Source organism: Spirillospora sp. NPDC048824 (genome assembly GCF_043198455.1).
In the GTDB taxonomy this organism is placed as follows: Bacteria; Actinomycetota; Actinomycetes; order Streptosporangiales; family Streptosporangiaceae; genus Spirillospora.
On the sequence record NZ_JBICUS010000012.1, the window covers coordinates 236,568 to 255,251 of the forward strand.

General features: G+C 72.8%; 15 protein-coding genes. 6 read left to right on the forward strand and 9 right to left on the reverse strand.

Annotated features, from left to right (window positions below; translation table 11 throughout):
- Positions 1 to 324: 324 nt before the first annotated feature.
- Entirely contained in the window at positions 325 to 1,491 is a 1,167-nt protein-coding gene (locus ACGFIS_RS24330; RefSeq protein WP_392912381.1) for a glutamate--cysteine ligase, read from the reverse strand.
- Between the two features lie 542 nt (positions 1,492 to 2,033).
- Between ACGFIS_RS24330 and ACGFIS_RS24335 the strand changes: the two genes are divergently transcribed.
- Both ACGFIS_RS24335 and ACGFIS_RS24340 read left to right on the forward strand, forming a co-directional pair.
- Complete coding sequence (locus ACGFIS_RS24335; protein WP_392912383.1) at positions 2,034 to 3,248, forward strand: D-alanyl-D-alanine carboxypeptidase family protein; 1,215 nt, start codon at positions 2,034 to 2,036, stop codon at positions 3,246 to 3,248.
- Between the two features lie 220 nt (positions 3,249 to 3,468).
- Positions 3,469 to 3,897: a nuclear transport factor 2 family protein gene (locus ACGFIS_RS24340; protein WP_392912385.1), complete on the forward strand. Its 429-nt coding sequence runs from the start codon at positions 3,469 to 3,471 to the stop codon at positions 3,895 to 3,897.
- Here the strand turns inward: ACGFIS_RS24340 and ACGFIS_RS24345 are convergent.
- The 4 genes from ACGFIS_RS24345 to ACGFIS_RS24360 are packed head-to-tail and all read right to left on the reverse strand — an operon-like array spanning position 3,867 to position 7,337.
- Positions 3,867 to 4,964 (reverse strand): YihY/virulence factor BrkB family protein, encoded by a 1,098-nt coding sequence (locus ACGFIS_RS24345; protein WP_392912387.1) that lies wholly within the window; start codon positions 4,962 to 4,964, stop codon positions 3,867 to 3,869. The two genes, ACGFIS_RS24340 and ACGFIS_RS24345, sit on opposite strands and share 31 nt — an antisense overlap.
- A 53-nt stretch (positions 4,965 to 5,017) precedes the next feature.
- Positions 5,018 to 5,740: a 2'-5' RNA ligase family protein gene (locus ACGFIS_RS24350; RefSeq protein ID WP_392912389.1), complete on the reverse strand. Its 723-nt coding sequence runs from the start codon at positions 5,738 to 5,740 to the stop codon at positions 5,018 to 5,020.
- The gene (gene trpS / locus ACGFIS_RS24355) at positions 5,730 to 6,863 is read right to left on the reverse strand and encodes a tryptophan--tRNA ligase (RefSeq protein WP_392912417.1); all 1,134 of its coding nucleotides are present in this window, start codon (positions 6,861 to 6,863) and stop codon (positions 5,730 to 5,732) included. The genes ACGFIS_RS24350 and trpS overlap by 11 nt, the downstream gene beginning before the upstream one ends.
- Positions 6,864 to 6,881: 18 nt before the next feature.
- Positions 6,882 to 7,337: a transporter associated domain-containing protein gene (locus ACGFIS_RS24360; protein ID WP_392972584.1), complete on the reverse strand. Its 456-nt coding sequence runs from the start codon at positions 7,335 to 7,337 to the stop codon at positions 6,882 to 6,884.
- A gap of 388 nt (positions 7,338 to 7,725) precedes the next feature.
- Here ACGFIS_RS24360 and galE point away from each other — a divergent pair, with 388 nt between their 5' ends.
- Both galE and galK read left to right on the forward strand, forming a co-directional pair.
- Positions 7,726 to 8,679, forward strand: coding sequence for a UDP-glucose 4-epimerase GalE (galE, locus tag ACGFIS_RS24365; protein WP_392972586.1), 954 nt, complete (start codon positions 7,726 to 7,728; stop codon positions 8,677 to 8,679).
- A complete protein-coding gene (gene galK / locus ACGFIS_RS24370; RefSeq protein WP_392972608.1) occupies positions 8,676 to 9,845 on the forward strand; it encodes a galactokinase in 1,170 nt (389 codons plus the stop codon). The genes galE and galK overlap by 4 nt, the downstream gene beginning before the upstream one ends.
- Here the strand turns inward: galK and ACGFIS_RS24375 are convergent, their stop codons facing one another.
- Together ACGFIS_RS24375 and ACGFIS_RS24380 are read right to left on the reverse strand one after the other, a co-directional pair.
- On the reverse strand, positions 9,846 to 12,506 hold the full coding sequence (locus tag ACGFIS_RS24375; protein WP_392972588.1) for a hypothetical protein: 2,661 nt from the start codon (positions 12,504 to 12,506) through the stop codon (positions 9,846 to 9,848).
- Positions 12,503 to 14,296, reverse strand: a complete 1,794-nt coding sequence (locus ACGFIS_RS24380; RefSeq protein WP_392972590.1) for an HSP90 family protein — start codon at positions 14,294 to 14,296, stop codon at positions 12,503 to 12,505. Before ACGFIS_RS24380 ends, ACGFIS_RS24375 begins: the two co-directional genes overlap by 4 nt.
- A gap of 75 nt (positions 14,297 to 14,371) precedes the next feature.
- Between ACGFIS_RS24380 and ACGFIS_RS24385 the strand changes: the two genes are divergently transcribed.
- Complete coding sequence (locus ACGFIS_RS24385) at positions 14,372 to 14,752, forward strand: hypothetical protein (protein WP_392912399.1); 381 nt, start codon at positions 14,372 to 14,374, stop codon at positions 14,750 to 14,752.
- A 113-nt stretch (positions 14,753 to 14,865) separates the two neighbouring features.
- Here the strand turns inward: ACGFIS_RS24385 and ACGFIS_RS24390 are convergent, their stop codons facing one another.
- A complete protein-coding gene (locus tag ACGFIS_RS24390; protein ID WP_392972592.1) occupies positions 14,866 to 15,327 on the reverse strand; it encodes an iron chaperone in 462 nt (153 codons plus the stop codon).
- Positions 15,328 to 15,386: 59 nt separating this feature from the next.
- Positions 15,387 to 15,842 (reverse strand): carboxymuconolactone decarboxylase family protein, encoded by a 456-nt coding sequence (locus ACGFIS_RS24395; RefSeq protein WP_392912403.1) that lies wholly within the window; start codon positions 15,840 to 15,842, stop codon positions 15,387 to 15,389.
- A 172-nt stretch (positions 15,843 to 16,014) separates the two neighbouring features.
- Between ACGFIS_RS24395 and ACGFIS_RS24400 the strand changes: the two genes are divergently transcribed.
- Positions 16,015 to 18,495 carry a tetratricopeptide repeat protein gene (locus ACGFIS_RS24400; protein WP_392972594.1) on the forward strand — a complete coding sequence of 827 codons (2,481 nt, stop codon included), beginning with the start codon at positions 16,015 to 16,017 and terminating at the stop codon, positions 18,493 to 18,495.
- The last annotated feature ends 189 nt before the right edge of the window (positions 18,496 to 18,684 follow it).

Sequence of the window (18,684 nt, forward strand, 5' to 3'; positions counted from 1 at the left end):
TTGGAAACGGGCGCGGCGGAAGCCGCGCCGCGTTCGTCCCGGCCCTCGGGGCCCACGGGCCCCGGGGCGGCGGGTGGTTCAAGGCCGGGCATCACCCCGGGTCCTGGACGTGTCATCTGCGCCCCCTGCGCGACGGCGGAGTCGAAGGGTCTCCGCCCGGTGGTCTTCTCTGTCTTTTCCTCAGGGCCGCCCTCGGGTTCACGGACGGCGCCGGATTCGAGGCCGGACTCCGGGCCCGCGCCCTGTCCGGAGCCGGCGTCCCGGCCGGGGACGGTGCGCTCAGGGTCGGCGGTGCGGCGCGGCTTCCCCGGGACGGCCGGTTCCTCAGGTTCCGGCATGTGCGACCTCCCCCAGTGTGACGAACCTGTCCTCCGCGAGCTCGGTGATCGCCGCGTCGACGATGTTCTCGAGCGTCCCGCCGTCGGCGCGGATCGCGCGCTGGCGTTCGTACGGGGCGCCGTGCTCCAGGACCTCGCCGGCCACCTTGAGCTCCTCGGCGCAGCCGAGCCGGTCGGCCACCGGCTCCAGCTCCCTGATCAGTTCGTACAGGTCGTCGCGGAGCGGCGCGGTGTTCCCAGTGTCGTCGGTGATGACGATGGCGTCGAGCCCGTACCTGGTCGCGCGCCACTTGTTGTCGCGCACCACCCAGGCGGCCGGCCGCGGCAGGGTGTAGCCGCGGTCGAGCTGCTGTTCGAACAGCGTGACCAGGCTCTGGCACAGCGCCGCCGCCATGCCGACCTCACGCATGGTGGGGATGCCGTCGAACATCCTGATCTCGACGGTCCCGAAGTCGGGATGCGGGCGGATGTCCCACCAGACCTCTTTGATGCTCCTTATCGTTCCCGAACGCAGAAGCGTGTCCATGTAATCCTCGAAGGCCGCCCAGTCGTCCAACGAGTGGGGAGGACCGGCCGTCGGCAGCTGACCGAAGACGACCGCCCTGCAGGATGCCAGGCCGGTATCGCTGCCGCTCCAGAACGGGCTGGACGCGGTGAGCGCGAGGAAATGCGGAAGGTAGGACGAGAGCGCGTTGACGATCGGGATCGCCTTGGCGCCGTCGGAGATGCCGACGTGGACGTGAACGCCGAACGTCTGGATGCGCCGGGCCAGCCACTGCATCTCCTCGATGAGCTCGGCGTAGCGCCGCATGGGCGCCATGACCGCGTCCCGCCAGTCACTGATCGGGTGGGTGCCGGTACAGGCCAGCTCGATGCCGCGTTCGCCGGAGGCGGACCGGAGGGCGGCGAGCGTTCCGGCCAGGTCGGCCTTGGCCTCGCCGACGGTGTCGCAGATGCCGGTGACGACCTCGACCGTCGATTCCATCAGCTCGTGCCGGATGCGCGGGTTGTCGCCGTCCTCGCTGAGGAAGGGCAGGTCGGCGAGCACCTCGCGTGCGTCCTGCCGCAGGTGCCTGGTCTCCGCATCGACGAGCTGGATCTCCCACTCGACGCCGAGCGTCGCCCCGTTCGATGCGTTGAAGTCAATGGCCACGGCCAACCTCCGTCCACAATCCTTGCAGGTCGTTGCGTGGCACGTGGCGCAATTCAGCCAGCGGGTCCCTAAGCCTGGACAAACGCCGGTCCAGGTCACGTGTTGGCTCCATGATGGTGCCCGTGCCCGCGACCCTGCCGGGTCTCCATGCCCTTTGCGGCCCAATTGACTCATGCGGAGGGTCAGTGCGCACGGCGGGGCCATACCTTTCGGTCATCGATCTCGTCTTCGGCACCATCCGATCGAACTAGTTAGCCCGTCCCAAAATACCGCCGATGACGGACTGTAACCGATAGGGGTTGTCCCTTACGTACCGTGTTGGCCACATCTGCACCTTGCGTCCCGTTAAGTCGCGTACGTCACGCGCTTGCCGTCTTCCCGACCGGGTACCCCTTCGCCGGATAGGTCGCCTAGTCTTCGGGGGAGTCATGGGCGTCGAGCGCATGCGCGCCGGGAGCGAGAGGGCTTCCGCGGGAACGAGGAGCGTCGGAAGCTTGCGAGCAGAGCGACGAGGGCGGGCCGGTGCCCGCCGCGCTTTGACGGTGTTCACAGTGCCCCTGGCCGCGGCCTCGCTCGCCGCGGCACCCGTCCTCGTGGCGGCCCCCGCCACCGCCGCGCCGCAGGCCCCGCCGCTGACGGCACCGCAGGCGGCGCCGTCCGGCGCCCCGGGAACGGAGCCGGTCGGCGGCCCGCAGCTCGCCGGACGGGGCATCGTCGTCAACAAGGCCGCCGGCGTCCCCGACCTGCCCAAGATCAAGGCGGGTTCGTACCTCGTCGCGGACGCCGAGACCGGCGACGTGCTGGCCGCCAAGGATCCGCACGGGCACTACCTCCCGGCGAGCACGATCAAGACACTCACCGCGCTGGCCCTCGTCCCTCGACTGGACGCCGGCCGGCTCGTGCGGCCCTCGCAGAAGGCGTGCGACGTCGAGGGCACCAAGGTCGGGCTCACCCCGAAGATGCGCTACAAGATCTCCGATCTGTTCCACGCGCTGCTGATGATGTCGGCCAACGACGCGGCGGTCGCGCTGGCCGAGGCGAACGGCGGCATGAAGAAGACCCTCGCCGACATGAACGCCGAGGCCAAGCGGATCAACGCGCACGACACCCTGGCCGGGTCGGCGAACGGGCTGGACGTGGACCTCGGGCTGGACCTCCGCACCCAGCACACCTCGGCGTACGACCTGGCGCTCATCCTGCGCGAGGGGATGAAGAACCCCGACTACCGCACGTACATGCAGGCGATCGACCACAAGTTCCCGGCGCCGCCGACCAAGAAGGAGCGCAAGAAGGGCAAGAAGGTCGGCGGATATCCGATCCACACCCACAACCGCATGCTGCCGGGCGAACGGCAGGCCTACGACGGGATGCTGGGCGGCAAGAACGGGTACACGATCGCCGCCAGGCAGACTTTCGTCGCCGAGGCACGGCGCGGCGGGCGCACGATCGTGATCGCGCTGATGAAGGCCGACCGGCCGCCGTCCCCGTACGCCGCCAAGCTGCTGGACTGGGGCTTCACCGCCCACGGCAAGGTGCAGCCGGTGGGCGTGCTGGTCTCCCCCGGCAACCCGGAGCAGGCCAAGAAGGACGCCGGCTCCGGCGGCGTGCTGCCCGACGCCCCGCTCGCCTCGGACGACGCGTCCCGCAGGTGGCTGCTCGTGGGCGGCGGCGCCGTGGGCGCCCTGCTGGCCATCGCGGTGCTGTTCGCGGTCCTGCGCCGCCGCCGGTTCGACAAGTCGCTGCGCGGCGGCCGGTAGCCGCGCACAGGCCGGTGGCCGCGCACAGGCCGGTGGCCGCGCACAGGCCGATGGCCGCGCACAGGCCGGTGGCCGCGCACCGGTCGCGCCGGTAAAGGTTCTCTGACCCGCACCAGGGGCGCTGGCCTGGCCGCGCCGGCGGGCTTACGCTCGCGGTGCGCCGGTGACCTCGCCGCCGCTGCAGGAGACGGCGGACCGGCGCCACAGGAGGAAGCGCGCCATGTCCGACATGTACGTCTCTGCGCTCGGTGCGCCCGCGCTCGAACATCCCAACGTGACGCTGCTGAAAGACGGCTACACGGCCTTCGCCAAGGGCGACACGGCCTTCATCCGCGGACTGCTCGCCGAGGACGTCGTCCACCGCGTCCCCGGCCGCGGGCCCCTGTGCGGCGAGTACCGCACCCCCGAAGAGATCCTCGGCTTCTATGTCCGCCTGTTCGAGCTGTCCGGCGGGACGTTCCGCGCCGAGCCCTACTCGGTGATGGCCAACGAGGAGTACGGCGCCGCCCTCGTCCAGACCTACGCCGAACGTCCGGGCCGGGTCCTGGACGGCCGCTCGGTGGACCTGTTCCGCATCCGGGACGGCAAGATCACCGAGATCCGCACGCTGGCCGAGGATCAGTACGCCGACGACGCCTTCTGGTCCTGAGCCGGCGCGTCCCGCTCGGGCGGGTCCTGCGCCGGCGGGTCTTGCGCCGGCGAATCCTGCACGGGCGGGTCCTCCCGCTCGTGTTCGTCCGCCTCGGCCCGTTCCCGGAGTTCCTCGACCTCATCGGGGTCGGCGACGTTCTCCGGGTTGCCGGCGTCGGCGGTGAGGACGATCCGCCGGGTCGCCGTCCACGCGGCGACGAACAGCGTGAACCGCGACGCGATGTTGATCCACACCATCAGCCCGACCAGGACGGCGAACGTCCCGTACACCGGGTTCTCCGTCACCCGCGCGACCAGCAGCGTCGCGACCTGCTTGAGCGCCTCGAAGCCGACGGCGCCGAACAGCGCGCCGCGGATGATCCGCCGCCACGGCGCCCGCGTCCCCGACAGCCGGGTGAACAGCACCAGGAAGATCACGGTGTTGAACATGATCGCGCAGGCGAGGGACAGCATCCGCAGACCGGTGCCCGCACCCGCCACGTCCTGCAGGCCGAACCACCCGAGGACGGTGCTGGTGGCGGCCGTCGTGACCGTGGAGACCCCCATGCCGCAGATCAGGACCACGCCGAGGAACGCCAGGACCGCCAGGTCCCAGAACCGCTCGACGAAATAGTTGCCGTCGCCGTCGGGCTCGTTGCCCCAGATGTCGCGGAGCGACTCGCGCAGCACCTGGACCCAGCCCTGCCCGGTGATCAGCAGGGCGGCCAGGCCGATGATCCCGACGGCCGTCTTGGACTGGGCGATCTCCTCGACCCGGATCTCGGCGGCCAGGCCGGGCAGCAGCGAGTCCACCGCCCGGACGAAGTAGGCGCGGGCCTGCGCACTGACTCCGACGAGGTAGCCGAGCAGCGAGTACCCGAGCGCCAGCAGCGGGAAGAACGACAGGAAGGCGTAGCAGGTGAGGGCCGCGGCGAGGCGGTCGCCGCGCCGCTCCTGGTACCGCCGGAGCGCCCGGATGTGGTGGTCGAACCATCGCCAGCGTTCGCGGGCGTCGCGCAGCAGGCCCTTGCCCTGGGCGAACAGGGACTCGCTTCGCCGCTGAACCCTGTTGATCGCCTGGCGCATGCACGCAACCTACCCAGCACGGGCCACCCGATACCGCGGACGGTAATCGAACGTTAAACGCGGCGTTGCCCACGCGGGTCCGGGCCGCCCTCGGCGGGGGGCGTGTGCGGAACCGGGCCGCCCTCGCCGAAGACGAAGTCGCACTGCGGGCGCCACACGCCGTCCACGCCGTGCTCGTACAGCGAGAAGCCCCACACGTCGAAGTCGGCGGCGTAGCCGGCGAGGTCCTTGAACGCCCGGTCCATGACGTCGTCGGGCAGGTGGTGGGCGATGGTGACGTGCGGGTGGTACGGGAACGGCAGCGGCCGGGCCAGCGGGCCCGACAGCACCCGCGCCTGGACGCGCTCGCAGCCGCCGATGCCCTCGGCCAGCGCCACGAAGACGACCGGCGAGACCGGCCGGAACGTTCCGCTGCCGCGGAGCCTGATCCGGAACGGCCGCTCGGTGCGGGCGATCTCCCGCAGATGGTCCTCGACCGCGCCCAGCGCCGGATCGGCCACCTCGGTCGGCGGGAGCAGTGTGATGTGCGTGGGGATCGCGGAGGCGAGGGGATCGCCGAACGACTCGCGCTTGGCCTGCAGATGCGCGCCGTGCGGGTCGGGGATCGGGATCGCGACGCCGATCGCGCGGACCGCCGCCCCGTGCCCGGCGTCGCGGCAGACGCCGGGACCGCCGGACCCGCCGGAGACTCCCTCCGCCGCGCCGCCGCCGCTCGCGGAGGGCGCCTCCCCGGGGCCCTCCGCGGCGTCGTCGTGTGTCGGACGGTCAGTGACCACGTCCCACGAACCCCACCCGGTCGCGCACGATCTCCATCGTGCGCACGGCGACCTCGGACGCGCGTCCCGCGCCGTGGGCGAGGAGCCGGTCGAGTTCCGCCTCGTCGTCCAGCAGCTTGAGCGTGCGCTCCCTGATCGGTGTGAACGTGTCGAGGACGATCTGCGCGAGGTCCTTCTTGAACTGCCCGTAGCCGGAGCCCTCGTACCGGCGTTCCAGGTCGGGGATGGACGTGCCGTCCAGCGCGGAGTAGATGCGCAGCAGGTTGGTGACGCCGGCCTTCTTCTCCTCGTCGTAGACGACCTCGGAGCCGGTGTCGGTGACCGCGCGCATGATCTTCTTGCGCATCGGGCCGGGCTCCTCCAGCACGTCGATGATCCCCTGCGGGGACGACGCGGACTTGCTCATCTTCGCGTCCGGCTCCTGCAGGTCGGTGATCTTCGCGGCGCCCGGCGGGATGTGCGCCTCGGGCGGCACGAACGTCTCGCCGAACCGGTGGTTGAAGCGCTGCGCGAGCGTGCGGGTCAGCTCCAGGTGCTGCCGCTGGTCCTCGCCGACCGGCACGCGCAGCACCGGTCCCCCTGTGGGGGGACGACCCCCCACACCCCCCGGAACGGCCCGGTCCCCCTCGCCCGGCTCGGGCGTGTAGAGCAGGATGTCGGCGGCCTGCAGGATCGGATAGGTGAACAGCCCGACGGTCGTCCCGCTCGTGCCCTGCTTGGACGACTTGTCCTTGAACTGGGTCATCCGCCCGGCCTCGCCGAACCCGGTGAGGCACCCCAGCACCCATGCCAGCTCGGCGTGCTCGGGGACGTGGCTCTGCACGAACACGGTGGCGCGGTCGGGGTCGAGGCCCATCGCAAGGAGCTGCGCGACGGCGACCTTCGTCCGGCGGCGCAGCACCGCCGGGTCCTGCCCGATGGTGATCGCGTGGAGGTCGACCACGCAGTAGAACGCGTCGTGGGTGTCCTGCATCGTGACCCACTGCCGGAGCGCGCCCAGATAGTTGCCGAGGTGGAACGAGTCGGCGGTTGGCTGGATGCCGGAGAACACGCGGGGGGTGGCCGCGGCGGCGGCTTCGGCGGGCGCTGCGGGGCTGGGCACTGGGCTGGACGCTTCGGGCATGTGCACGGACCGATTCTCTCAGGTGTCGCCGGAGGCTCCGATGGCCGCCCGCGGGGTCGCGGACGGGGTGCCGGGCGGCACCGTGACGGCCTGCGGCGTCGCCCGCGGCATGACGCGCACGCGGGCCACCCGCCGGCCGTCCATCCGGGCCACCGCGAGCCGGCGGCCCGCGGCCTCCACCGAGTCGCCTTCGGCGGGCACGCGGCGCAGCACCGCCATGATGTGCCCGGCGACCGTCTCGTAGGGCCCGGCGGGCAGCCGGATGCCGGTCTCGTCGGCGAAGTCGTCCAGGTTGAGCAGGCCGTCGACCTCGACCACGCCGCCGTGCAGGCGCCGTGCCTGCGCGTCCTGCACATCATATTCGTCGCGGATGTCGCCGATGAGCTCCTCCACGAGGTCCTCCAGCGTGACGATCCCGGCGACGCCGCCGTACTCGTCCATGACGATCGCCGGGTGGCAGCCCTCGCGGCGCATCTCCGACAGGACAGGCAGGACCCGAACCACCGGGTCCCGATTCACCGGATCCCGAACCGGCGGACCGCCCGAGCCGTCCGGTGGGTCGGGGACAAGCAGGTCGCGGATGTGCACGAAGCGCTGTGAGCTGGGTGTTCTCGGCGACCAGCGCCCGCATGCGCCCGGCGGTGAGCTCCTCGCGGAGCGCCGCCGGGTCGCCGCCCGAAAGCCGCACGACGAGGTTGGTCGAGCTCCACAGCAGCCAGACCAGGGGGCGGGCCAGGGTGCGTGCGTGGCCCCCGGGCGGCCGGGACGGTGTCCGGTCCATCTGTTCAGCCTTCCCCGTTCGGCGTTCCGGATAGCCTGGGCGAACCCCGCCGTCCAAGACTCTCTCCGTGGAGGTACGTCAGTGAAGCTGCTCGTCACCGGAGGCGCCGGCTACGTCGGCAGCGTCGTCTCCGCTCTGCTCCTGGAGGCGGGGCACGAGGTCGTCGTCCTGGACGACCTGTCCACCGGGCACGAGGACGCCGTTCCGGAGGGCGCCCGGCTGGTGCGCGGCACACTGCGGGAAACGGCCGCGGAGGTCCTCGGCGGCGCCGGATTCGACGCCGTCCTGCACTTCGCCGCCAAGTCGCTCGTCGGCGAGTCGGTGGAGAAGCCCGGCCTGTACTGGGACAAGAACCTCGGCGAGTCCCTGGCGCTGCTGGAGGCGATGCGCGTCGCGGGCGTCGCGCGGATCGTGTTCTCCTCGACGGCCGCGACGTACGGGGATCTCGACTCGCCCGGGATCGTGGAGACCGACCCGGCCCGCCCGACCAACCCGTACGGCGCGTCCAAGCTGGCGATCGACACGGCGCTGGCCGAGTACGCGCGGCTGCACGGCCTCGGCGGGGTCTCGCTGCGGTACTTCAACGTGGCGGGCGCCTACGGCCGGCACGGCGAGCGGCACACCGTGGAGACCCACCTGATCCCGAACGTGCTGAAGATCGCGCAGGGGGACGGCGAGTCCGTGCGGCTGTTCGGCGACGACTACCCGACCCCGGACGGCACCTGCGTCCGCGACTACGTCCACGTGGTCGACCTCGGCCGCGCCCACCTGCTGGCGCTGGACGCCTGCGCGCCGGGCACCCACCAGATCTTCAACCTGGGCAGCGGCACCGGCAGTTCCGTCCGGGAGGTCGTGGAGGTCTGCCGCGAGGTCACCGGACGGGAGATCCCCACCGAGATCGCGCCGCGCCGTCCCGGCGACCCGGCCGTGCTGGTCGCCTCGTCCGACAAGATCCAGGCGGAGCTGGGCTGGAAGCCCGAGCGTGACCTGCGCACCATGGTCGACGACGCGTGGACGTTCCTGCGGTCCCGATGATCACGAACCACGCCCCCGGCCTCACCGAGGCGTTCGGCACGGCCTTCGGGCGCGCACCCGAGTGCGTCTGGCGCGCACCCGGCCGCGTCAACCTGATCGGCGAGCACACCGACTACAACGACGGTCTCGTGCTGCCGTTCGCGCTCCTTCAGGGCGTGTCGGTCGCTGCGGCGCGCCGCGACGACGGCGTGGTCGAGGTCCGTTCGCTCCAGGCCCCCACCGCCGTCACCGCACCGGTGGACGGCGGCCCGGTCGTCGCCGAGGGGTGGCCGCCCGACCGCGGCTGGGCGGCGTACCCGGTCGGCATGGCGCGGGTGCTGCGCGAACACGGGACGGGCGGCGCGTCCCTGCTCGTCGACTCGGACCTGCCGCAGGGCGCGGGACTGTCGTCGTCCGCCGCGCTGGAGTGCGCCACCGCGCTGGCGCTCTGCCACCTGTACGGCGTCGAGATCGGCCGTGCCGACCTGGCGCGGCTGGCGCAGCGCGCCGAGAACGAGCAGGTCGGCATGCCGTGCGGGCTGATGGACCAGGCGGCATCGCTGCTGAGCGTCCCCCATCACGCTCTGCTCCTCGACTGCCGCAGCGGCCTGTGGTCGCCCATCCCGTTCGACCCGGCCGAGGCGGGCCTGGCCGTCCTCGTGGTCGACACGCGGGCCTCGCACGCCCTCACGGGCGGCGAGTACGCGCGGCGGCGCGCCGAATGCGAGGAGGCCGCGTCGCTGCTGGGCGTCGAGGCGCTGCGCGACGTCAAGGATCTCGCCGGGGCCCTCGGGACGCTGCGCGACCCGGTCCTGCGCCGCCGCGTCCAGCACGTCGTCACCGAGAACCACCGCGTCGAGGCCGCCGCCGGGCTGCTGCGCGCCGGGGCCGCCGGCGAGCTCGGCGCGATGCTGAACGCCTCGCACCTGTCGCTGCGCGACCAGTTCGAGGTGTCCTGGCCCGAGGCGGACACGGCGGTCGACGCGGCCCTGCGGGCCGGTGCCCGCGGCGGCCGGATGGTCGGCGCCGGCTTCGGCGGGTCCGTGCTCGTCCTGACCCCCGGCGACCGCGCGGACAGGGTGCGGGACGCCATCGCCGCCGCCTACGACGAGCGCGGCTGGGCGTCCCCGGAGTTCATCGAGACCATTCCCGCCGGGGGCGGATACCGCGTTCCCATCGGCTGGTAGTCACTCCCGCATGGCGGAGGTGATGTCGTCGCGGAGGCGGGCGGCCTCCTCGGCGGGGCCCGTCTCGTCCAGGGTGCTGAAGCCGTCCACGGCGGCGGACGCGAGGGACGCCGCCTCCGGCAGCCGCCCGACCTGCGCCAGCAGGCGGGCCTGGTCGTAGGAGACCAGCGCGGTCTCCCAGATGCGGGCGGGCTCGTTGTCCGGTGGCAGGCTCGCCAGCGCCGCGCGGGCCGCCTCCATCGCGGGGACGGCCTCGTCGCGCTCGCCGCACCACAGCAGGCACATCGCGGCGCGGCGGCGGGCGCGGACGACGCCGTACGGGTCGCCGGCCTTCTCGAACGCCTCGGCCGCCGCGGCGAACCGCTCGGCGGCCTGCGCGTCCCTGTCGAGGCCGGTCAGGACCTCACCGGCCTCGTCGAGGAAGTGGGCGACGGCGCCATGCTCGCCGTCCTCCCCGGCGTCCTCCGCGAGGGTCGCGAACGTCGCGGCGGCGTCCTCCTCGCCCAGGTTCTTCTGCGCGTGCGCGAGGATCAGTCGGCAGCGCCGCCCCGCGCCGCGGTCGGGCAGGTCTTCGAGGGCGGGCAGCGCCTCCTCGGCGGCCTCGGCGGCCTCCAGGAACCGCCCCGTGGACAGGTAGCCGGCGGCGAGGTCCACGCGCAGGTGGACGGCCTGCTCGTGCAGTCCCTCGGCGGTCCAGCCCGCGATGGCCTCGGCGAGGTCGGCGACGGCGTCCGCCGGGCGGTCGGCGGCGAGCAGCGCGAGACCCCGCTCCGAGTGCGCCGCCGCACGCATCGGCGACCCGGCGGGCACCGCGGCGATCACCTCGTCGAACAGGGAGAGCGCCTGCTCGTCCGGGCCGCCCTCGCGGCCCGCCAGGACGCGGGCGAGGAGCAGCATCGGCGTGGCGGCCTCCCGCGCGCCCCCGGACGCGCGAGCGGCCTCCACGGACCGGCGCAGCGACGCGACGCCGTCGCCGGTCTCGCCGGTCATCAGGAGCGACTGCCCCCGCACGAACCACACTTCACCCGCCCGGTCGGGGGCGTCGTCCGGGTCGACCCGGCCGAGCACGGCGAGGGCGTCGGCGGGGCGGTCCTGTTCCACGTGCGCGTTGGCGAGCCGCAGCAGCGAGCCGGTGGCGTCGCCGTCCTCGGTGGGGTGGCTCGCGAAATGCTCGACGGCGGCGGTCATCTCCTCCAGGCCGCGCGGGTCGCCCATCTGCGCGTGCATCGCGCCGATGCGGCCGAGCGCGCGGTGGCGGCGCGTGTCGTCGCCCAGTCCGCCGAACAGCCGGGACGCCTCCTCCCAGCACTCGACGGCTCCCTCTTCGTCGCCGTCGAGGGCGCGCTCGACGCCCCGGCCGTCCAGCCGGCGGGCCTTCTGCAGCGGTGTCGGCTCGGCCGACTCCGCGAGGACGTCGAAACGCTTCCACGCGGCGAGCGTGACCTCCACGTCCCGCTGGATGCGGCGCCTGTCGGCGATGTCCAGGAGCGCGTCGAGGTCGTCCACCGACGCGATGTCCTCCTGCGGGGCGGGCGCCGGTGCAGGGACGGGACGGCGGTGGTGCGCGGCCAGCGGCAGGAAGTCCGCGACCGGCTCCGCCGCCAGCGTGGCGCGCACCCTGTCGCCCTGGTGGGACGTGCCGTTCCGCTCGTCGAACCGGGCCGCCAGCGTCGTCGCGCGCTCGGCCAGCTCGGTGCGCAGCTCGGGCAGCGGCACGTCCGCCGCCGGGCGGCCGTCCGACGCGGGACGGCGGACCGTCGCGCCGCCGTGCCCGGCCGCCGCGACGCGGTCAAGGACCAGCGCCGACGCCGCGGCGAACTCCATCTCCGAGTGCGGGCTCGGCGCCCGGTCGAGCCATCCGAGATGCCGCTGCACGATCTCCAGGCCCCGCGCCTCGTTGCCGGTGATCGCGCAGAACTCCAGGTGCTCGGCGATGTCGCCGAGGTCGGCGAGCCTGCTCCGGTGCACCCGGTAGGCGCGGCGATGCGCGTCGGCGGCCTGCTCGGGGCGGCCCGTGCGCAGATACACCGGCAGCATCGCGGTCAGGACGGACTGCGGCTGCTCGTTGCACGACAGCTCCGACGTCAGCACGGGCGCGGCGATCTCGAACGCCTCCTCGTGCCGTCCGGCCTGGGCGAGGTGACGGACCATGCCGGTCGGGTCGCAGCCCTCGCAGTCCGACAGCTCGTCCCGCCGGGCGGCGCGCCACTTCAGATACCAGTCGCCGGCCGCCCCGTCACCCACATGCCGGGCGACCACGTGGCGGCGCCGGTAGACGGCCTGGAGGCTGTGGCCGCCCGCGAGGTAGCGCCGCTCCATGTCGTCCAGGAGGGCGTAGGTGCGGTCGAGCGGGATCTCGGGGAACAGCGTCAGGGACGACACCACCGCCTTCATCTGCCACAGCAGCACATGCGTTTCGTCGAACCGGCCGGGGTCGCGGTCGTGCTCGGCGAGCGTCCGGCTGAACGTCGCGAGGGCCTTCGCGGGCTCGCCCCCGTACTGGTAAGCGTCGGTCAGCCGGGCCCGCACCCGGAACGCCAGCACCTCGTCACCGGCCGCCTCGGCGCGGCGCAGCGCGTCCTCCACCAGGATGGTGCGGGCCTCCCCGTAGGGCAGCTCGTCCGCCTGCGCCAGCAGCGCGGCGACGTCGTCAAAGCTCACTGGGGCGCCTCCGGGGCGTGGACGGCCCACTCCAGCAGGCCGATGAACGAACGGTTCAGGACCGCCGTGTCGGCGGGACGCAGCGGATGGTGGCCGAGCAGCAGCGCCTGCCCGTACAGCGCCTGGACGGCCGGTTCGACCGGCCCGTCCTCCCCCAGGGACGTGACGCGCCGGGCCAACGGATTGCGGTGGTTCAGCACCAGCTGCGGGCGTTCGACGCCGGCGGTGGCGCCGACCGCGCCCAGCACATCGGCCCACAGCTCGTCGGCCTCGTCCCGCGCCCGGCCGAGTTCCTCGCGGAACTGCGCGTCGCGGCTGGTCAGGTACAGGGCGGGCAGCGACGCCGGGTCGAAGTCGCGGATCACCACCTCGCAGCCGAGCCGCTCCACCGCCCGCTGCGCCGCCGCCAGGAACGGCCGCAGCGCCAGCTCCGCCGCCGGGTCGAGGACACCGAACGTCGTGGTCAGCTGCGCCGCGTCCAGCCGGGCGAGACGGATGTCGGGGTCGAGTTCGGGCAGCCGCTCGATGATCTCCGTGTCGTGGACGTAGCCGCCGTTGACGAGCCCGACGCCCTGCGCCCCCGCGACCGCCGACAGCCGCCGGAACTCGTCCACGCTCGGGGTGAACCGGCCGTCCGGGTGCCGCCGGCGGAACTCGGCCAGCGTCATCGGCCCGGCGGACGTCTCGTAGTCGAGCCAGCGGTCCACGATCCGCAGCATGTCGGCGTCGTGCAGGGCCATCGCCTTCACGCCGAGCTGATGCAGCCGCAGGAACCCGCGCAGCCGCGGCGGGTCGGTCTCCGACAGCCGGACCAGCCACTGCCGCAGGACCTCTCCGAGCCCCTCCCGCGTGGCGTCGAGCAACTCGTCCTCGTACAGGGCCTCGCGGCTCGCGGTCGGACGCAGCTCCCCCGCGTCCACGACGCACCGCGCGAAGAACGCCCACTCGGGCAGGAGCCCCTCCACACCTTCGGCCAGCAGCATCCGCTTGAGGTAGACGCGATGGGAGGCGCGCGCGGTCGGCGAGACGGCCTGCGGCAGGATGAACGCCACACCCGTCAGGCCCGCCTCCGCCACGTCCAGATCGACCACGTCGAACGGCGTGAACCCGTACAGCTCCTCGCAGTACTTCTCCAGTGCCCGCCGCCGCCCGGCCGGATCGCGGTGTGACGCCCGCCATGGCGGCCCGCCACCCGTGACCGGGACGCCGTCGACGGTGAGATCGACCGGCAGGAGCGACCCGTACGTGCGGGCGAGATCCGCCACGACGGGCGGGCTCAGCAGTTCGGCGGCGCCCGGGCGGGCCCGCAGCGTGACCGTCGTCCCCGGCTCGTCCCTCTCGGCCGGCTCGACGCGGTAGCTGCCCTCGGAACGCCCCGTCCACCTGACGGCGTCGCCGCCGCGCGCGGACCGCGTCACGACCTCGATCTCGTCCGCGACCAGGAACGCCGACAGCAGCCCGATCCCGAACTGGCCGAGGAAGTCATGCCGGGCGAACCCCAGCTCGTCGCGCTTGGACGACCGCCCGATCGTGGCCAGCAGCGTGTGCACCTCGTCCGCGGTGAGGCCGACGCCGTCATCGTGGACCCGCAGCGTCCCGCCACCGGTCTCGATCGCCACACGGCCGCCGTCCCCGCCCCGCGCGGTGATCGCGTCCACCGCGTTCTGCAGCAGCTCCCGCAGATACACCCGCGGGCTCGCGTACAGATGGCGGCTCAGCAGATCCACCACCCCGCGCAGATCCACCTGAAATGCCTGATCCGCCACCGACGCCCCCCCGATCACCCTCATACGCGATCACACCCTAGCGACCGATACCGACCACATTCCGGTGATTTTCCCAGCGCCGATGTCTTCGATGAGCTGATGGCCGAGGTGATGGCGTCCGCCGACGCCTTCGGCCACCGCCAGCACGTCCACCTGACCTGGCTGGCGGTGCGACGCGTCGGCATGCCCGCGGCCATCGCCCTGGTCAGCGACGGCATACGGCGCCCCGCCCGCTACGCGGGGGCGCCCCAGAAGTACCACGCCACCGTCAGCCGGGCCTGGGTGGAGCTGGTGGCCCACCACACGGCCGAGCATGACCGCCCGGACTTCGCCGCCTTCGCCGAACGGCATCCCGCACTGCTCGACAAGCGCCTGCTCACACGCTTCTACCGCTCCCCGACACTGGCCGGCGCCCAGGCGCGGACGGGATGGGTCGAGCCCGACCTCGCCCCGTTCCCCTGGACGCCCTCCAGCCGTTAGGCGCCCGGACGAGAAGGCACCGGCGTCACCGGCAGCCGCACGGCGGCCGGGCGCGAGCGAGCCCCGGACCCGCCGTGGGACCGGGGCTCGCTCGGCGGCGGCAAGGGGAGTGCTCAGCCCGCCGCCCGCTTCACGAGTGCGGTGATCCGGGCCTCGTTGTCGGCGGTCAGCTCCGCCAGGGCGAAGGCGGTCGGCCACATGGCGCCGTCGTCGAGGCTCGCCACGTCGTTGAAACCCAGCGTCGCGTACCTCGCCTTGAACTTCTGCGCGCTCTGGAAGAAGCAGAGCACCTTGCCGTCCTTGGCGTAGGCGGGCATCCCGTACCAGGTCCTCGGCACCAGGTCCGGCGCCGCGGTCTTGACGATCTCGTGCAGCCGCTCGGCGATGACCCGGTCCGCGTCCGCCATCTCGGCGATCTTCGCGAGGACGTCGCGCTCCCCGTCCGCCTTGGCCTTGCCCAGCCGCGCGGCCGCCTTCAGCTCCCGGGCGTGCTCTTTCATCGCGGCTCGTTCGTCGTCGGTGAACCCGTCGAACTTCTCGCCGGCCGCGGTGGTGGTCTTCTGCGTTCCGCTCATGGTGGGGTCTCCTTGTTCGTTGAGTCTTGAGGGTCTCTGCGGGTCTCTGCGGTTCCGCTCTATCCCCACGCGCCGGCGACCTGCCGGGTGGTGGCGTTGAGCCGGTTGAACAGGTTGGTGACGCCGATCATCAGGACGATCGCGGCCAGTTGCTTCTCGTCGAAGTAGGTGGCGGCGACGTCCCAGATCTCGTCGCTCACCGCGTCGGGCCGGTCCGCCAGCCGGGTGGCGGCCTCCGCCAGCGTGAGCGCCGCCCGCTCCTCGCCGGTGAAGTACGGCGCCTCCCGCCAGGCGACGACCGTGGCCAGCTTCTCCTCGCTCACTCCGGACTTGCGGGCCGTCTTGGCGCCGGCGTCCACGCAGGCGCTGCAGCCGTTGATCTGGCTGACCCGCAGGTGCACCAGCTCCAGGGTCCGCCCGTCCACTCCGCCCGAATGGACGGCCTTGAAGATCTCCTGGATGGGCTGCATCGCGCCGGACAGGACGGCGGCCGGGTTCTCCATACGAGACTGCATCGCGGGTTCCTCCTCTGGGTGGGCGCCTGCCTTGCGGGGCGTGTCTCCATCACAGCCGGTGGGGCTTACGATGACGACGGCGATGGGACGCCCTGGGACAGCTGAAACACCTCTGAGCAGCGGCGACTCGTCCCAGGAAACGTTCACGGGGACGGGACAGGGGAGGCGCGCGATGGCGGTGCAACAGCCTGCAGCGGGACATGCCGACCCACGTGACGAGCTGGCGGCCCGGCTGCGGCTGCTCCAGGAGCTGTCCGGGCGCGGCGTCCGGGCCCTCGCGCGGGACGCCGACCTCAGCTCGTCGTCACTGTCGCGCTACCTCGGCGGCCAGACCGTGCCGCCCTGGTCCGCGGTGATCGCGCTGTGCCGCCTCGTCAAGCGCGACCCCCGCCCACTGCGTCCCCTGTGGGTCCGGGCGTCCAGCTCGCTGGCGGCGCCCCCGAAGACCAGCCGCCAGGTCCAGCCGCCCTCGCCACCGGCCGGGGCGCCGCGCCCGCCCCGCAACGACCTGCCGCGCGACATGCCCGACTTCACCGGACGCGAGGCCCAGCTCGCCGCCGTGCTCGCCGCGGTGGACGGCAGCCGGGTGGTCGCCGTCGACGGCATGGCGGGCGTCGGCAAGACCTGCCTGGCGGTGCACGCCGCGCACCGGCTCGCCGACGCCTATCCCGACGCCCAGCTCTACGTCGACCTGCACGGTTTCACCGCCGGACGGGAACCGCTCGATCCCGACCCCGCGCTGCGGACCCTACTCGCCGCACTCGACGTGCCATCGGAGAAGATCCCGCAGGAGGGCGGCATCGAGGCGCTGGCCGCCTGCTGGCGTTCCGAACTGGCCCACCGGCGCGCCGTCGTCGTCCTCGACAACGCCGCCGACGCCGACCAGGTCCGCCCGCTGCTTCCCGGCGCCGGACCGACCGTCGCCCTGATCACCAGCCGCAACCGGCTGCTGGGCCTGGACGAGGTGCCCCCAGTGTCGCTGGACGTGCTGTCCCCGCACGAAAGCGCCGAGCTGCTGGCCCGCGCCAGCGGCGACCCGGGCGGGCCCGACGGCCGGCTGGCCCGCGACCCGGAGTCCGCCGCCGAGGTCCTGCGGCTCTGCGGCCATCTGCCGCTGGCCCTGCGGCTCGCCGCGGCGCGGCTGCGGCACCGGCCGGGCTGGACCGTGGGGATCCTCGTCGAGCGGATGGCGGAGGGCGCCACCGAGTTCGACACGGCGTTCGCCATGTCCGTCCGGCAGCTCGACCGGGCGCAGCGCCGCTTCTTCCGGCTTCTGGGCCTGCTGCCCGGCTCGACCTTCGACGAGTACGTCGCCGCGGCGCTGGCGGACGTGCCGCTGCGCGGAGCCGGGGCGATGCTGGAGGATCTGCTCGACGCGCACCTCGTCCAGCAGCCGGCGGCCGGACGCTACCGGCTGCACGACCTGGTACGCCAGCACGCCCGCCGGGCCGCCGCCGAGCAGGAGTCAAAGCCGGAGCTGGAGCAGGCGCTCGGCCGGGTGCTCGACTACTACGTGCACGCGGCGGCCGCCGCCGACGCCGCGGCGTCGTACCTGTCCCCCGCCCGGGAGGTCACCGCCGGCCGTCCTCCGGCCGCGCTGCCGGCATTCACCGACAAGCATTCCGCGCTCTTCTGGTTCACCACCGAGTACGCCAACCTGATGGCCGTCTTCGAGGCCGCGGCCACCGCCGGAGCCGACGTGCACGTGTGCGAGCTGCCGCGTTTCATGCGGGCCTTCTTCGCGCGGCGCTGCGGCACGACGCACCTCAACGTCCTCTTCGAGCACTCACTGGCCGCCGCGCAGCGCCTGGACGATCCGCTGCAACTGGCCGAGGCGCACAGCGACCTGGGCTTCGCCCGCTACAACGCGGGCCGGATGGCGGAGGCGGACGCCGCGTACGAGGCGGCGGCGCCGCTGGTGTCCGGGAACACCAGGTCCACGGCCGAACTGACCATGCGCCGCGGATACCTCAGATGGGACGAGGGCCACGTCGAAGAGCCCCTCGGCCTCTTCCGCCGGGCCGGTGAACTCTACGCGGACGCCGGCTGCCCGATGGGAACCGCCCACGCGACCGCCTACGAGGCCTGGGCCCTGCTCCAGCTCGGAGACCGGGAGAACGCCGCACGACTGGCCCGCGAGGCGCTGTCCCTCCCGCACACCGACCCCGCGTGGCCCCCCACGCTGACGGCCCGGATCACCCTCGGCGTGGCCATCGCCGACGAAAAACCCGACGAGGCGATGGAACACCTGGAGCAGGCGCTCGCCTCCGCCCGCGAGGACGGGCACAAGCACAACGAGGCATGGTGCCTCAACTGCCAGGGCGTCGCACTGCGCCAGATGGGCCGGTACGACGAGGCGCTCGCCTGCCACCGCCGGGCGTTCGCCCTGCTCGACGAGCTGTTCGAGGAACACTGGAAGATCCACTTCCTGGACGGCTACGCCGAGACCTGCCGCCTGGCGGGCCTCCCCGAAGAGGCCCTGCGCCTGCACCGCCAAGCCCTGGACCTGGCACCGAAACTGGGCTACCGATTCGCCGAGGCCCTGGCCCACGAGGGAATCGCCGCCGCCCTCGATGAGACGGACCCACCCGCAGCCGCCGAACACCGCACCGCCGCCCAGGCCGTCCTACAAGACCTGATTCCACAGCCCTGACGCGACAAGCGCGAATACTGGAATTGCAGTGGAGACCGACAAGGGTGGCGATCGCAGTCAGTGTGAACACCTGACCACCCCACCGGGGCACCGGGAGGTTGTAACTTCAGGTGTGGAAAGTCCTTGCAGGTAGAAGGCGATGTTCGCTTTACCTGATGCGTCCTGGATAGGCCTCGGCGAGTTCGTTGA